A 14,505-nucleotide genomic window follows, 5' to 3' on the forward strand; every position below is an offset into this window, starting at 1 on the left:
CGTACGCCATTCAGCGCGACAAACCCTTGGCCGCGATGGCTGAGAAGTACAACGCCTCCTGCTGCAGCGCGATTTCGCGCCACTGGTAGCGCTCGGCAAAGGCCGCAGCGCCGCGCGACAGGGTTTCCCGCAGCGCCGGCTGGCCCAGCAAGYCCCCCAGCACCCGCGCCAGCTCGCCCGCATCGCGCGGGTCGTCGAGCATGAGCGCATTGGCGCCCTGCGCCAGCAGCCCGGCAATGCCGCAGTACCGGGGCCCGCTGACCACCACCGGCAGGCCGTGGGCCATGGCCTCCAGCACCACCATCGCAAACGTGTCCTCGAAGGTGGGATGCACCAGGGCATCGGCCGCCTCGTAGGCCGGGCTGACATCCTTGAGCGCGCCCAGGAAGGCCACGCGCGCGCCCAGCTTGAGCGTGTCGGCGATCGCGCGGAACTCGGCGATGTGGGCCGGGTTGCCCACCACCGCCAGCACCACCTCATCCGGCAGCTGGGCCAAGGCCCGCAGCAGGCCCTCCAGGCCTTTCTTGCGGTAGTCATTGCCGACAAACAGCAGGCAAGTGCCCGCGGCCGGCAAACCCAGCTGGGCCCTCGCCTCGCTTTTGCGGCTTGCGCTGATGGGCAGCTGCGGCATCGTGATGCCCGGCGTCACCACCGACAGCGCGGCACGGCTGGCCGGGTAGGCGGCCTCCATGATGGGGCGCAGGCTTTCGGAAGTCACCACCACCTGCCGGCCCGGCTGGGGCGCATACCGCGCACGCTCCAGCCCCAGGTAGGCCAGCAGGCGCGGGCTGGTCACGACCTTGATCCAGCGCAGGACACGGCGCACACCGCGGCGCCCCTGGAACAGGCTGTGCTTGACGGGCAGCACGTGCACCGTCTGCACCTCGCCATGCCAGGTGTTTTCGTGGGAATGCACGACGTCGAAGCCGCTTCGCGTCGCCCACCAGCTGGCCGTGGCAAACCACAGCTGGTTGATCCAGCGCGGCTTGCGCAGCGGGGCCGAAACCTTGTGGTACGTCACGCCCGGCCACTGGTGGTCGATTTCCTGCGCGAACACATGTACTTCGTGCCGGGCCGACAGCTGCTCGACCAGGGCGATGGAATAACGCTCCGCGCCGCCGCCCGTCGGCGAGAAAGTCCGGTTGAAAACGGCGATGCGCAGTTTCCGGGGTAGAGGCTGGCTCATTTTTTCCGGCGGTCTTCGTAGGCCGTGGCGACCTTGAGCCAGAACACCGGCAAGGTGGTCGAGCGCAGCACCGGCACCCGCGGCAACCGCAGCAGGTCCATGCCTTCATGGCAGCGGCTGCGCTGGGTGGTGGTGGCAGTGGCAAAGCCCAGCGTCCGCGCCATTTCCACATGGCCGGCATTGAAGTGGCCAAAGGGATAGCAAAAATGCGCCACCGGGCTGCCCGTGACCGCCTCCAGCCCGCTTTTGCCCAGCACCATTTCCTCGACACAGCCTGCTTCGTCGGTTTCCAGCAGGTTGGCGTGGCTATGGGTGTGCGAGCCTATCTCCTGCCCGCCGGCCACCCACTGGCGGATCTCGCCCTCGTCCATCAGCGGCGTCTGGGGGATGCCGATACGCTCGTCCCAGATGTTGGTCTTGCCCAGCAGCCCGCCGACCGCGTAGCAGGTGGACGAAAACCCGTGTTTCACCAGCACCGGCAGCGCATGGGTCAGGTTGTTGCGGTAGCCGTCGTCAAAGGTGATGCCCACCACCTTGCCGCTGCGCTCGCCGCGCAAATAAGGCATCAGGCCGCCCATGGACAGGCCCGTGTAGCCCAGGCGCTTGAGCCAGGCCATTTGCCGCGCGAAAGCCGCGGGCGCCACATAGAGCCCGCGAAACGGGCTGCTGCCCTTGGGCGGGGCCTCGGCGATCTGGTGGTAGACCAGGATGGGAATGGGTTGGCGGTTCAGGGTCGGCATGAAGAAAGAAAAGATCAGAGCAGGACGATGTCGTATTGCTCCTGCGCCATCGCGGCCTCGGCCTGCAGGGAAATCGGCTTGCGGATGAAATCGCTGAGGCTGGCCAGGTGCTGGCTTTCCTCGTCGAGGAAAAGTTCTATCACCTTGGGCGAGGCCACCACCCGGAATTCGCGCGGGTTGAACTGGCGCGCCTCGCGCAGGATTTCGCGCAGGATGTCGTAAGTCACGCTGCGCGCGGTCTTGACCACGCCCTTGCCCTTGCAGGCGCTGCAGGGCTCGCAGAGCTGGTGCGCCAGCGATTCGCGCGTGCGCTTGCGCGTCATCTCCAGCAGGCCCAGCGCCGAAAAACCGTTGACCGTGGTCTTGATGCGATCGCGCGCCAGCTGCTTCTGGAATTCGGCCAGCACCGCCTCGCGGTGGTTTTCCTTGATCATGTCGATGAAGTCGACGATCACGATGCCGCCCAGGTTGCGCAGCCTGAGCTGGCGCGCAATGGCCTGCGAGGCTTCCAGGTTGGTCTTGAAGATCGTGTCGTCGAAATTACGCGCCCCGACAAAACCACCGGTGTTCACGTCCACCGTGGTCAGCGCCTCGGTCTGGTCGATGATCAGGTAGCCGCCCGACTTGAGGTCCACGCGCCGGCCCAGCGCCTTGGCGATTTCCTCGTCGATGTTGAAGAGGTCAAAAATCGGCCGCTCGCCGCCGTAATGCTGCAGCTTCTGCTCGGTGGCCGGCATGAATTCCGCGGCGAAAGTCCTGAGCTTGTCGAACTGCTCGCGCGAGTCTATGCGTATGGTCTGCGTGCCCTCCACCACTAGGTCGCGCAGCACGCGCTGCAGCAGGTTCAGGTCCTGGTGCAGCACCGAGGCCGGCGGCATGCGCAGCGAGGCATCCTTGATGCGCGCCCAGGTCTTGCGCAGGTAGGTGATGTCCTCGGCCAGCTCGGCGTCGGTCGCGTCCTCGCCGTTGGTGCGCAGGATGAAACCGCCGCCCATGTCGCCGGCCAGGGCCTGCACGCGCTGGCGCAGCTCCTCGCGCTGGCGGGGCGGTATTTTCTGCGAAACGCCGATGTGGTTGTCCTGCGGCAGGAACACCAGCAGGCGGCCGGCGATGCTGATCTGCGCCGTCAGGCGCGCGCCCTTGCTGCCTATCGGGTCCTTGAGGACCTGCACCATCACCGCCTGGCCTTCAAAGAGCTGCTTTTCGATAGGCTGCAGCGAAGCCATGGCCGGCGAGGTGAGGCCGCCGGCGGCCTGGGCGTCGCTGTCGGCATGGCGGCTGTTGATGCTGCTCATGAGGTCGGCCACGTGCAGAAAGGCCGCGCGGTCCAGGCCGATGTCGATAAAGGCCGACTGCATGCCGGGCAGCACGCGGGCGACCTTGCCCAGGTAGACATTGCCGACCAGGCCGCGTTCCAGGGTGCGTTCGACGTGAAGCTCCTGCACCGCGCCGTGCTCGACCACCGCCACCCGGGTTTCCTGGGGCGACCAGTTGATCAGGATGTCTTGTTGCATGGGGGTCCTGAAAAATGTGTGTGGAGAGGCTAAAGCCGGAAGCCGGCGGCTTTCAGCAAAAGCGCCGTTTCCCTCAGCGGAAGCCCCATGATGCCACTGTAGCTGCCGTCTATCCGGCTGATATGTTGGGCCACCCTGCCCTGCACCGCGTAGGCGCCGGCCTTGCCCATGGGTTCACCGCTGGCGACGTAGCTGCGGACCTCGGCGGGCGTCAATTCGTCGAAACTGACCTTCGAGCGACTGAGCGCCTCGAAACGGCGGCGCCCGGCCTGCACGGCCACGGCCGTCAGCACGCGGTGCGTGCCGCCCGAGAGCTCGCGCAGCATGCGGGCCGCGTCTTTTGCGTCGTCCGGCTTGCCGTAAATCAACCGCCCCATGGCCACCGTGGTGTCCGAGCAGAGTATGGGCGCCGGCGGCAGCTTGCGCCGCTTCATGCGGGCGACTGCCGCGTCGAGCTTGAGGCCGGTGACGCGCTGGACATAGGTGGCGGGCGCTTCGTTTTTGAGCACCGCTTCCAGCGACTCGGCATCTTCATCGGCGTCCGGCAGCAGGAGTTCGTGGCGTACGCCGAGCTGCTCCAGCAGTTGCCGCCGCCTCGGGCTTTGTGAGGCGAGGTAGATAAATTCAGCCATACAAGAGCTTATTCAGGTATTCGGGTATTCAGACCAACAGGGGCCGCGGAACCGGCTTTGCCGGGCCGCAGGCGCAGCGCCCCCTCGGGGGGCAGCGCAGTACGCGAAGCGACAAGCGTGGGGGCCATTATTCGCGATGATAAGGATGGTTAATCGTGATGCTCCAGGCCCGGTAAAGCTGCTCAATCAGCAGCACGCGCACCATGGCATGGGGCAAGGTCAGGTCCGACAGGCGCAGCCGCTCGTGCGCGGCCTGCTTGAAGCCGGCGTCCAGCCCGTCGGGCCCGCCTATCACGATGGCGACGTCGTCGCCCGACAGTTGCCAGGCTTTCAGCCTTTCGGCCAGGGCCACGGTGGTGACGGCCGTGCCGCGCTCATCGAGCGCCACGACACGGGTGCCGCGCGCGATGCTGGCTTCTATGCGGCCGCGCTCGGCGGACAGCAGGTTTTCCAGGGTCTTGGAGGCGCGCGGCTCGGTCTTGACGGCCTTGAGCTCGACCTTGATTTCCGGCGGAAAGCGTTTGGCGTAGTCCTCATAGGCCGTCTGCGCCCAGTCGGGCACCTTCTGGCCGACGGCTACGATCGTCAGCCTCATTTGCTCCGGGGAGCGGTTTTCCTGGCGGCGGGTTTCTTGGCCGCGGTCTTGGCAGCTGTTTTGGCCGCCGTCTTGCGCGCGACGGCCTTTTTGGGTGCCGGCACCTTGATGATGGGCGTCTTCACCGCGGGCTTGGCGGCTGGTTTAGCGGTCGCGGCCTTGGCGCCGGCGCGGGCCGGTTTGGCGGCGGGTTCGGCCGCCGTCGCGGTCGCATTGCGCTTGGCGGTCCAGTCGTTGCTCTTGCCGACCCGGCCTACATAGCTGGAGTCAGCGGTTTTGGCGGGCGCCTTGGCCGGTGCTTTTGCCGCAGATTTGGCCGCGGTCTTCGCGCCCGGCTTGGCAGCCGTTTTTGCGCCGGCGCGGCTTGCCTTGGGCTTGGCCTCGGGCTCGACGTCGGCCCTGGAGGCTTTCACCAGCGGCGCGGGCGCGCCCAGCTTGAGCTTGATGGGCTTGTCGCCCCAGATCTCTTCGAGGTGATAGTACTGGCGTATGGCCGGCTGCATGATGTGCGCCACGGCGGCGCCGCAGTCGACGATGATCCATTCGCCGTTGTCTTCGCCCTCGATGCGCGGCTTGGCGAAGCCCGCATCACGCACCGCATCGCGCACGCTGGCGGCCAGCGCCTTGGTCTGGCGGTTGGAGCTGCCCGTCGCCACGATCACGCGCTCGAACAGCGAGGTGATGTGTTCGGTGTCGAAGACCTGGATGTCCTGCGCCTTGACGTCCTCCAGGCCATCGATGATGGCGCGCTGCAATTTCTGCACATCCTTTTTGTCGGCGGCGGCGGAGGTTTTGGCGGTGGTGGAGGTCATGCAGTGATGTGCTTCGATAAGGTAAGGAATTAATGGGAACGGTACAGCTGGTGCAGTGAAATATAACGTGCAACGGCTTCAGGGACCAAGCGGGTAATTTCCCCGGCAGTCGCCGCGCCCGAGGCCGTCAACTGGCGAATCTGGGTGGCGCTCACAGGCATCAGGGGGAGATCGAGCAGCGTAAAACGGCTGCTGCGGCTTTCATAGGCCTCAAACTGAGGCTGGGCCGGCATGGATTGTGCGCGACCAGCTATACAAATTATAGCAATATCCAGGATGTCCTGCCAGCGGTGCCACTGCCGGAAGGCGGCGAACTGGTCGGCGCCTATAAACAGGTAAATCCGGGCGCCCGGGTTCTCGGCCTGCAGCGCCAGCAGCGTGTCTATGGTGAAGGTCGGCCCGGGGCGCTGCACCTCGCGCTCGTCCACCTGGACATGGGGGATGGACTCAAACGCCAGCCTGGCCATGGCCAGGCGGTGCGCCGGCGCGCTCAGGGCCTGCGACTTGTGCCAGGCATGGCCGGTGGGCACCACATAGAGCGTGTCCAGGCCGAACTGCGCGATCGCCGCCCCGGCCAGGGCCACATGGGCATTGTGCGGCGGGTCGAAAGCACCGCCGAAAACGCCTATGCGCCTGCCCGGCGGGAGCGGCTGCGTGCTCAAAGCCAGTCCCGCCTCGGCAAAAACTCGGTGTAAAGCCGCTCTTCGGGGCTGCCGGCCGCGACGCCGCGCTGGTAGGACCAGCTCGCCAGCGGCGGCATGGACATCAGGATGGACTCGGTGCGCCCGCCCGACTGCAGGCCGAAATGCGTGCCGCGGTCCCAGACCAGGTTGAATTCCACATAGCGGCCGCGCCGGTAGAGCTGGAATTCGCGCTCGCGCTCGCCGTAAGGCGTGTCCTTGCGCCGCTCCACAATGGGCAGGTAGGCCTGCAAAAAGGCATCGGCCACGCCCTGCATCAGGGCAAAGCTGCGCTCCGGACCCAGTTCCTGGAAATCGTCAAAAAACACGCCGCCTATGCCGCGCTGCTCCTGCCGGTGCTTGAGGTAGAAATACTCGTCGCACCACTGCTTGAAGCGCGGGTATTTGTCCTCGCCGAAAGGCGCCAGCGCGTCCTTGCAGGTCTGGTGGAAATGCACCGCGTCCTCTTCAAAACCGTAATACGGCGTCAGGTCCATGCCGCCGCCGAACCAGCAGACCGGCGCATCGGGGCTAGCGGCCGGCGTCGCAGCCAGCATGCGCACATTCATGTGCACCGTCGGCACATAGGGGTTGCGCGGGTGGAACACCAGCGAGACGCCCAGGGCCTCAAAGGGCGCGCCGGCCAGCTCGGGCCTGTGCTGCGTCGCCGAGGGCGGCAGCTTGGGCCCGCGCACATGCGAGAAACCGCAGCCGGCGCGCTCGAACACAGCGCCCTGCTCCAGGATCATGGTCAGGCCGTTGCCCTGCAGCGGCTCGCCCGGCTCCTTCTGCCAGCGGTCGGCCACAAAGGCCTGGCCGTCGATGGCGGAAATGGCGCCGGTGATGCGCTGCTGCAGCGCCAGCAGAAAGTCTCTAACGCTTGAAATATCGGTCATGCTGAGGTGTTCCCCGGGGAACGGAAGCCGCACAGCGGCCCCCGAGCGGTGGTCAGGGCTTGAGCGCGCGCCAGCCTATGTCCTTGCGGTACTGCGCGCCGTCAAAGCGTATGCCCTGGGCGACTTCGTAGGCGCGCTGCTGCGCCGCTTTCACCGTGCTGCCCAGCGCCGTCACGCAGAGCACGCGGCCGCCCGCGGTCAGGGTCGCGTCGCCGTCCTTGCGGGTGCCGGCGTGGAACACCATGGCGTCTTCGGGCGCGTCGGCGGGCTTGACCAGGCCGTGGATGGCGTCGCCCTTGCGCGGGTTCAGCGGGTAGCCGTGCGCGGCCATCACCACACCCAGCGCGGGCCGGCGGTCCCAGTCGAGTTCGATCTGGTCCAGCGCGCCCGAGGTCGCGGCCATCATCACGTCATAAAGGTCGGTCTTGAGCCGCATCATGATGGGCTGGGTTTCCGGGTCGCCCATGCGGCAGTTGAATTCCAGCGTCTTGGGTTTGCCCTCGGCGTCGATCATCAGGCCGGCGTACAGAAAGCCGGTGAAAGGAATGCCGTCTTTTTCCATGCCCTTGATGGTCGGCAGGATGATCTCGCGCATGGCGCGGGCATGCACCTCGGGCGTGACCACCGGGGCCGGCGAGTACGCGCCCATGCCGCCGGTATTGGGGCCTTCGTCGCCGTCCAGCAGGCGCTTGTGGTCCTGGCTGGTGGCCATGGCCGCCACGTTCTTGCCGTCGCACATCACGATGAAGCTGGCTTCCTCGCCCTGCAAAAACTCCTCGATGACCACACGTGCGCCGCCCTCGTTGTGCGTCACGCCCAGCGGGTTGAAGTCCGGGTTGGGCGCGAGCATGAACTCGATGGCCTCGTGCGCTTCCTGCAGCGTCATGGCCACCACCACGCCCTTGCCGGCGGCCAGGCCGTCGGCCTTGACGACGATGGGCGCGCCTTTTTCGTCCACATAGGCGTGGGCCGCGGCCGCGTCGCTAAAGGTTTCGTATTCGGCCGTGGGAATGCCGTGGCGCTTCATGAAGGCCTTGGAAAAAGCCTTGGAGCTTTCGAGCTGCGCGGCCGCCCTGGTCGGGCCGAAAACCCGCAGGCCGTGTGCGCGGAACTCGTCGACCACGCCGGCGGCCAGCGGCTGCTCGGGGCCGACCACGGTCAGCGCGATCTTTTCGGCCGTCGCCCATTCGCGCAACGCCTTCACGTCGGTGATCGCGATGTTTTCCAGCCGGGCGTCCAGCGCGGTGCCGCCATTGCCGGGCGCGACATACACCGCCTGGACTTTCGGGGACTGCGCCAGTTTCCAGGCCAGCGCGTGCTCACGGCCGCCGCCGCCAATAACAAGAACTTTCACGGGAGGTTCAATCTAAAAAACAGCAAATAGCTGAGGTACACAACAAGAATAAATACGATGCCAAAAATGACCTTGGCGGCCACCCTGGCGCGGCGCTGGATGTCCAGCGCCTGGTCGTTGACTTTGCCGGCTTTCACGATGTTGGCGCGGGTTTCGTCGACCAGCGATTTCTGCATTTCCAGCGATTCCTTTTGCAGGGCGATCGCCTCGCTGCGCAGGCGGTTGCCCTCCTGCAGCAGGGTTTCGATGCGGGCCAGCCGTTCGGAATCATCCATCATCCCACTCCTGGCGTTCAGTTTTCAAGGACCGCGTTATGGAACACGTCCTGGGTGTCGTCCAGGTCTTCCAGCACGTCCAGCAGTTTTTGCATCTTGCGGGCGTCCTCGCCGCTGAGCTCTATGGTGTTGTCGGCGCGCATGGTGACCTCGGCGATCTCGGGCTTGAGGCCGGCGGCCTCCAGCGCGTTGCGCACGGCCTCAAAGCCGGTGTAGGGCGTGAGCACCTCGATGGCGCCGTCCTCATGCGTGATCACGTCGTCAGCGCCGGACTCCAGCGCCACTTCCATGATCTTGTCCTCGCTGGTGCCGGGCGCAAAAATAATCTGGCCGCAGTGCTTGAACTGGAAGGCCACTGAGCCTTCGGTGCCCATGTTGCCGCCGTGCTTGGAGAATGCGTGGCGAACCTCGGCCACGGTGCGCACCTTGTTGTCGGTCATGCAGTCGATGATGATGGCCGCGCCGCCTATGCCGTAGCCCTCGTAGCGCACTTCCTCGTAATGCACGCCTTCCAGGCTGCCGGTGGCCTTGGCGATGCCGTATTTGACGTTTTCATTGGGCATGTTGGCCGCTTTGGCCTTGTCCACCGCCAGGCGCAGCCGCGGGTTGGTGCCCAGGTCGCCGCCGCCCATGCGGGCCGCGACCATGATTTCGCGCATCACGCGCGTCCAGATACGCTGGCGTTTTTCGTCCTGTCGGCCCTTGCGGTGTTGAATATTCGCCCATTTACTATGACCAGCCACGACGCAAACCCCTTTTTCGATGCTTTTCGGTGATTAATTGATTTAATCTACAAACCGCATTTTACTTTTTCACCCACCGTACACCCCCATGGCCGAAACCACCGCCCTCCCCCTGCTCATCGCCCGCAATGCCGACACCCAGTGCGAGCTGCTGCCCGGCCTGGCGAACCGCCACGGCCTGATCACCGGCGCCACCGGCACCGGCAAGACCGTCACGCTGCAGACCCTGGCCGAGAATTTCTCCAAAATCGGTGTCCCAGTCTTCATGGCCGACGTCAAGGGCGACCTGACCGGCATCAGCCAGGCCGGCACGGTGGGCGCCAAACTGGCCGCCGTCCTCAAGGAGCGCGGCATAGAGATTCCCGAATCGCTGGTCTGCCCGGCCACGCTGTGGGACGTCTTCGGCGAACAAGGCCATCCGGTGCGCGCCACCGTCTCCGACATGGGGCCGCTGTTGCTGGGCCGCATGCTCAACCTCAACGAGACCCAGGCCGGCGTGCTCAACCTGGTGTTCAAGATCGCCGACGACAACGGCATGCTGCTGCTGGACCTCAAAGACCTGCGCGCCATGCTGCAGTACGTGGGCGACAACGCCGGCGACTTCACCACCCAGTACGGCAACGTCAGCGCCGCCAGCGTGGGCGCCATCCAGCGCGGCCTGCTGCAGGTCGAAAGCCAGGGCGGCGACAAATTCTTCGGCGAGCCCATGCTCAACATCAGCGACTTCATGCAGACGGTGGACGGCAAGGGGGTGATCAACATCCTGGCCGCCGACAAGCTCATGAACTCGCCGCGCCTGTATGCCACCTTTTTGCTGTGGATGCTGTCCGAGCTGTTCGAGCAGCTGCCCGAAATCGGCGACCCCGAAAAACCCAAGCTGGTGTTTTTCTTCGACGAGGCGCATTTGCTGTTCAACGAAGCGCCCAAGGCGCTGGTCGAGCGCATCGAGCTGGTGGTGCGCTTGGTGCGCTCCAAGGGCGTGGGCGTGTATTTCGTGACGCAGAACCCGCTGGACATCCCCGACTCGGTGCTGGCCCAACTCGGCAACCGCGTGCAGCACGCGCTGCGCGCCTTCACGCCGCGCGACCAGAAGGCCGTCAAGGCCACGGCCCAGACCATGCGGCAAAAGCCCGGCCTGGACATCGAGACCGCCATCACCGAGCTGGCCGTGGGCGAGGCGCTGGTCAGCCTGCTCGACGCCAAGGGCCGGCCCGGCGTCACCGAACGCGCTTATGTGCTGCCGCCCGGCAGCCAGATCGGCCCCATCACGCCGCAGCAGCGCCAGGCGCTGATCCAGGGCTCGCTGGTCGCGGGCGTTTATGAAAAAGCCGTGGACCGCGAGTCGGCCTACGAAAAAATCAAGGGCCGCGCCGAAGTGGCGGCCGCCGAAGCCGGCAAGGCGCCCCAGGGCGGTGCGGCCGGCACCAGCGATTCCGGCGGCATCCTGGGCGGGCTCAACGACGTGCTCTTCGGCACCACCGGCCCGCGCGGCGGCAAACACGACGGCCTGGCGCAAAGCATGGCCAAGTCGGCCGTGCGCACCATGGGCTCGGCCGTGGGCCGCGAGATCATTCGCGGCGTGCTGGGCAGCATCTTCGGCGGCAAGAAACGCTGAGGCGAATTCTCTTTCCGCCTCCTCTTTCTCCCTCTCCCAGAGGGAGAAGGAGCAATACAGTTGTCGCAAATTGGCGACCCGGCGCAAGCCGGGCTTGTCAAGCCCGGCACGCATCGCTACATTGGTTTTTTTGAAGGATACGCAATGCCTGCTGAAGTTGCCGCCCCATCGTCCGGCTCGCCTTCCGGTTCCCCGCCCACCGCTTCCAGCCCCTCCCCGGCTTCCCACATCCGGCTGACCTCCCACGCAGGCGGCTTCGGCGCGCTGCCCATCCACTGGGGCGCGGCCACACCGGCCGAACGCGGGCCGGTGGTCGGCACCACCACCAAGCGCAGCCACCGCAACGTCATCGGCACGCACAGCGGCTCCTACAGCGTCTACCGCGCGCTGGCCGTCGCCTCGGGCGCGCTGTCGGCCAAACACAAGGCCGACCTCACCAACACCTCGCCCACCGACATCATCGGCCCCTACCCGCAGTGGAGCGAGCCCGGCCGCATCGCCGCCATGGACCCCTGGGGCGCCACGGTGGCCGACGTTTTTTCGGCCGAGCTGGCCGCGGGCTACGACATACGCCCCACCATCGCGGTGACGCAAGCCCATGTGATCCTGCCCGAGGTCATAGAAGCCCTGCAGTCCGGGCGCCTGAAGGCCGACGGCAAATACCTCACGGCCGGCGGCGCGGCCGTGGTCACCAAGGTCGCGGTCGAGCCGGTCTGGTACCTGCCCGAGGTCGCCCGGCGTTTCGGCTGCAGCGAGACCGATCTGCGCCGCGTGCTGTTCGAGGAAACCGGCGGCATGTACCCCGAACTCGTCACGCGCAGCGACCTGGAAGTGTTTCTTCCTCCTATCGGCGGCCTCACCGCCTACATCTTCGGCAAGCCGCGCGACCTGGCCAATCCCGAGATCGAACTGACCGCCCGCGTGCATGACGAATGCAACGGCTCGGACGTCTTCGGCTCCGACATCTGTACCTGCCGCCCCTACCTCACGCATGCGATTGAGGAATGCATACAGGGCGCGCAGCGCGGCGGCGTGGGCCTGGTGGCCTACTTCCGCAAGGAAGGCCGGGCGCTGGGCGAAGTCACCAAGTTCCTGGTCTACAACGCCCGCAAGCGCCAGGTCGGCGGCGACACCGCCGACCAGTACTTCGCGCGCACCGAATGTGTGGCCGGTGTGCAGGACATGCGCTTTCAGGAGTTGATGCCCGATGTGCTGAGCTGGCTGGGCATACGCAAGATCCACCGGCTGGTCTCCATGAGCAACATGAAATACGACGCCATCACGCGCGCCGGCATCGAAGTCGTCGAGCGCGTCAACATCCCCGAAGGCCTGATCCCGGCCGACGCCCAGGTCGAGATGGACGCCAAGATGGCCGCCGGCTATTTCACGCCCGGCGCTGTGCCCGACGCCGAGGAACTCAAAAAAGCCAAGGGCCGGGGGCTGGATGCCTGAAGCCAACACGCCACCGGCCAACGCCAACTACACCATCGCCGGCAACCTGCGCGGCATAGGTGCCGCCGCCGAGTTGCGCTCCACCGCCACCATACGTTCGCGCGCCCGCGCCCTGCTGGCACGCGCGCGCCGCGGCGAATCAGCCTGGTTCAGCGTCAACGACGGCGCCATGGCCACCGCCGCCAGCCTGGTCGCCGAAATCACGCGCGCCCGCTACCCCAGCCTGGAGATTCCCTACCACTCGCGCTGGCGGCATTTCGAGGCCGGCGGCGTCCAGCGCCCCGCCCTGCTCAATGAAGCCCTGGCCTCGGCCACGCCGGCCGGGCGCGCACGCGCGCAGATAGACCTGGCCCTGGTCAGCGTGCTGCTCGACGCCGGCGCCGGCCCGCAGTGGCGCTACCTTGAAGCCGCCCAGGGCGAGCGGCCCGGCTGCGAATACAGCCGCTCCGAAGGCTTGGGCGTGGCCAGCTTCCATGCCTTTATGGCCGGCATGTTCTCCAGCGACCCGCAGTATCCGCTGCAGGCCGATGCCGCCGGCCTCAAGGCCGTCACGGCCGAACAGCTGGCCGCCGCCTTCCAGGTCACTGAAAGCAACCCGCTGGTGGGCCTGGAAGGCCGCGCCGCGCTGCTGCGCCGCCTGGGCCAGGCCCTGCAGGACCAGCCCGCGCTCTTCGGCCCGCGCGGCCGCCCCGGGCATTTGTTTGAAGTGCTGGTGCTGCCCGGCAAAAACACCGTCGAGGCGCATGAGCTGCTGTCCATCCTGCTGACCGGCCTGTCGTCCATCTGGCCGGCGCAGAACATGCTGGGCAACATCCCGCTGGGCGATTGCTGGCGCCACCCCGCGGCCGGCGAGGCTGACAGCGGCCCCAGCCATGGCTGGATGCCTTTCCACAAACTCTCGCAGTGGCTTACCTATTCGCTGCTCGAGCCCTTTGAATGGGCCGGCGTGCAGGTCAACGGCCTGGACGCCCTGACCGGCCTGCCCGAGTACCGCAATGGGGGCCTGTTCCTGGACGCCGGCGTGCTGCTGTTCAAGGACCCGGCCCAGGCCCGGCGCCTGCACCAGGCCGGTGATGAATTGATTGTGGAATGGCGCGCGCTGACTGTTGCCCTGCTCGACGAACTCGCGCCCATGGTGCGCGAGCAGTTAGGATTGACGGCCGAACAGATGCCGCTGGCCCGCGTGCTCGAAGGCGGCACCTGGGCCGCGGGGCGCGCACTGGCACAGCAATTGCATCAGGGTTTGCCGCCCCTGAACATCGAAAGCGACGGCACGGTTTTCTGAGATTTCCGCTCTGCAAACCGGGCAAGGCACAAGAATGAAGAGGCATACACACACATGACAACCACCCGCAGCGACAAAGTCCACCTGGTAGACCACCCCCTGGTGCAGCACAAGCTCACCCTGATGCGCCGCAAGGACGCCTCCACCAACACCTTTCGCACCCTGCTCAACGAGCTCAGCATGCTGATGGCCTATGAGGTCACACGCGACATGCCCATGCAGGAGATCGAGATCGAAACCCCGCTCGAAAAAACCACCTCCAGGGTCATAGACGGCAAGAAGCTGGTGTTTGTCTCCATCCTGCGCGCCGGCAACGGCATCCTCGAAGGCATGCTCAGCGTGGTGCCCGGCGCGCGCGTGGGCCACGTCGGCCTGTACCGCGACCCCAAGACGCTGACGGCCGTCGAGTACTACTTCAAGATGCCGCACGACATGGAAGAGCGCGACATCGTCGTCGTCGACCCCATGCTGGCCACCGGCAATTCGGCCATCGCAGCCGTCGAGCGGCTCAAGGAACTCAATCCCAAATCCATCAAGTTTGTCTGCCTGCTGACCTGCCCCGAAGGCATCAAGGCGCTGCAGGCCGCGCACCCCGACGTGCCCATCTACACCGCTGCGATAGACCGCGAGCTGAATAGCCACGGCTACATCCTTCCCGGTCTGGGTGACGCAGGCGACAGAATCTTTGGTACGAAATAAATGAACACCCCTGTCGGACGCTCACTG

Annotated in this window: 15 protein-coding genes; 4 read left to right on the forward strand and 11 right to left on the reverse strand. The window is 66.0% G+C overall.

Annotated features, from left to right (window positions below):
- Positions 1–10: 10 nt before the first annotated feature.
- The 11 genes from AC1DUN_RS14295 to AC1DUN_RS14345 all read right to left on the reverse strand — a co-directional run bounded on the left by AC1DUN_RS14295 (position 11) and on the right by AC1DUN_RS14345 (position 9,427).
- Positions 11–1,186 (reverse strand): glycosyltransferase family 4 protein, encoded by a 1,176-nt coding sequence (locus AC1DUN_RS14295; protein WP_477714518.1) that lies wholly within the window; start codon positions 1,184–1,186, stop codon positions 11–13.
- Entirely contained in the window at positions 1,183–1,926 is a 744-nt protein-coding gene (locus AC1DUN_RS14300; RefSeq protein WP_477714519.1) for a polysaccharide deacetylase family protein, read from the reverse strand. The genes AC1DUN_RS14295 and AC1DUN_RS14300 overlap by 4 nt, the downstream gene beginning before the upstream one ends.
- Positions 1,927–1,940: 14 nt before the next feature.
- Positions 1,941–3,440: a ribonuclease G gene (rng, locus tag AC1DUN_RS14305; RefSeq protein WP_477714520.1), complete on the reverse strand. Its 1,500-nt coding sequence runs from the start codon at positions 3,438–3,440 to the stop codon at positions 1,941–1,943.
- Positions 3,441–3,469: 29 nt separating this feature from the next.
- A complete protein-coding gene (locus AC1DUN_RS14310) occupies positions 3,470–4,072 on the reverse strand; it encodes a Maf family protein (protein ID WP_477714521.1) in 603 nt (200 codons plus the stop codon).
- Between the two features lie 127 nt (positions 4,073–4,199).
- On the reverse strand, positions 4,200–4,667 hold the full coding sequence (rlmH, locus tag AC1DUN_RS14315) for a 23S rRNA (pseudouridine(1915)-N(3))-methyltransferase RlmH (RefSeq protein ID WP_477714522.1): 468 nt from the start codon (positions 4,665–4,667) through the stop codon (positions 4,200–4,202).
- A complete protein-coding gene (rsfS, locus tag AC1DUN_RS14320; protein ID WP_477714523.1) occupies positions 4,664–5,479 on the reverse strand; it encodes a ribosome silencing factor in 816 nt (271 codons plus the stop codon). Before rsfS ends, rlmH begins: the two co-directional genes overlap by 4 nt.
- Before the next feature lie 29 nt (positions 5,480–5,508).
- Positions 5,509–6,141 (reverse strand): nicotinate (nicotinamide) nucleotide adenylyltransferase, encoded by a 633-nt coding sequence (gene nadD / locus AC1DUN_RS14325; RefSeq protein ID WP_477714524.1) that lies wholly within the window; start codon positions 6,139–6,141, stop codon positions 5,509–5,511.
- Complete coding sequence (gene hemF / locus AC1DUN_RS14330; protein WP_477714525.1) at positions 6,138–7,055, reverse strand: oxygen-dependent coproporphyrinogen oxidase; 918 nt, start codon at positions 7,053–7,055, stop codon at positions 6,138–6,140. Before hemF ends, nadD begins: the two co-directional genes overlap by 4 nt.
- A gap of 52 nt (positions 7,056–7,107) precedes the next feature.
- Positions 7,108–8,409: a phosphoribosylamine--glycine ligase gene (gene purD / locus AC1DUN_RS14335; RefSeq protein WP_477714526.1), complete on the reverse strand. Its 1,302-nt coding sequence runs from the start codon at positions 8,407–8,409 to the stop codon at positions 7,108–7,110.
- On the reverse strand, positions 8,406–8,684 hold the full coding sequence (locus tag AC1DUN_RS14340) for a hypothetical protein (RefSeq protein WP_477663672.1): 279 nt from the start codon (positions 8,682–8,684) through the stop codon (positions 8,406–8,408). The genes purD and AC1DUN_RS14340 overlap by 4 nt, the downstream gene beginning before the upstream one ends.
- Positions 8,685–8,701: 17 nt before the next feature.
- Complete coding sequence (locus AC1DUN_RS14345; protein ID WP_074574214.1) at positions 8,702–9,427, reverse strand: YebC/PmpR family DNA-binding transcriptional regulator; 726 nt, start codon at positions 9,425–9,427, stop codon at positions 8,702–8,704.
- 88 nt (positions 9,428–9,515) lie between these two features.
- On the opposite strand from AC1DUN_RS14345, the gene AC1DUN_RS14350 reads away from it, so the two are divergent.
- From AC1DUN_RS14350 to upp, 4 genes are all read left to right on the forward strand, one after another.
- Entirely contained in the window at positions 9,516–11,042 is a 1,527-nt protein-coding gene (locus tag AC1DUN_RS14350; RefSeq protein ID WP_477714527.1) for a helicase HerA-like C-terminal domain-containing protein, read from the forward strand.
- Between the two features lie 144 nt (positions 11,043–11,186).
- A complete protein-coding gene (locus AC1DUN_RS14355) occupies positions 11,187–12,494 on the forward strand; it encodes a GTP cyclohydrolase II (protein WP_477714528.1) in 1,308 nt (435 codons plus the stop codon).
- Entirely contained in the window at positions 12,487–13,779 is a 1,293-nt protein-coding gene (locus tag AC1DUN_RS14360; protein WP_477714529.1) for a URC4/urg3 family protein, read from the forward strand. Before AC1DUN_RS14355 ends, AC1DUN_RS14360 begins: the two co-directional genes overlap by 8 nt.
- 54 nt (positions 13,780–13,833) lie before the next feature.
- Positions 13,834–14,478, forward strand: coding sequence for a uracil phosphoribosyltransferase (gene upp, locus AC1DUN_RS14365; RefSeq protein ID WP_477663668.1), 645 nt, complete (start codon positions 13,834–13,836; stop codon positions 14,476–14,478).
- The last annotated feature ends 27 nt before the right edge of the window (positions 14,479–14,505 follow it).

This window comes from Polaromonas sp. P4_F6 (assembly GCF_056401275.1).

What these genes read in the sequence shown, in the direction of transcription:
- AC1DUN_RS14300 (WP_477714519.1), bottom strand. Translation starts at nt 1,926, where the DNA reads ATGCCGACCCTGAACCGCCAACCCATTCCCATCCTGGTCTACCACCAG.
- rng (WP_477714520.1), bottom strand. Translation starts at nt 3,440, where the DNA reads ATGCAACAAGACATCCTGATCAACTGGTCGCCCCAGGAAACCCGGGTG.
- AC1DUN_RS14310 (WP_477714521.1), bottom strand. Translation starts at nt 4,072, where the DNA reads ATGGCTGAATTTATCTACCTCGCCTCACAAAGCCCGAGGCGGCGGCAA.
- rlmH (WP_477714522.1), bottom strand. Translation starts at nt 4,667, where the DNA reads ATGAGGCTGACGATCGTAGCCGTCGGCCAGAAGGTGCCCGACTGGGCG.
- rsfS (WP_477714523.1), bottom strand. Translation starts at nt 5,479, where the DNA reads ATGACCTCCACCACCGCCAAAACCTCCGCCGCCGCCGACAAAAAGGAT.
- hemF (WP_477714525.1), bottom strand. Translation starts at nt 7,055, where the DNA reads ATGACCGATATTTCAAGCGTTAGAGACTTTCTGCTGGCGCTGCAGCAG.
- AC1DUN_RS14340 (WP_477663672.1), bottom strand. Translation starts at nt 8,684, where the DNA reads ATGGATGATTCCGAACGGCTGGCCCGCATCGAAACCCTGCTGCAGGAG.
- AC1DUN_RS14350 (WP_477714527.1), top strand. Translation starts at nt 9,516, where the DNA reads ATGGCCGAAACCACCGCCCTCCCCCTGCTCATCGCCCGCAATGCCGAC.
- AC1DUN_RS14355 (WP_477714528.1), top strand. Translation starts at nt 11,187, where the DNA reads ATGCCTGCTGAAGTTGCCGCCCCATCGTCCGGCTCGCCTTCCGGTTCC.
- AC1DUN_RS14360 (WP_477714529.1), top strand. Translation starts at nt 12,487, where the DNA reads ATGCCTGAAGCCAACACGCCACCGGCCAACGCCAACTACACCATCGCC.
- upp (WP_477663668.1), top strand. Translation starts at nt 13,834, where the DNA reads ATGACAACCACCCGCAGCGACAAAGTCCACCTGGTAGACCACCCCCTG.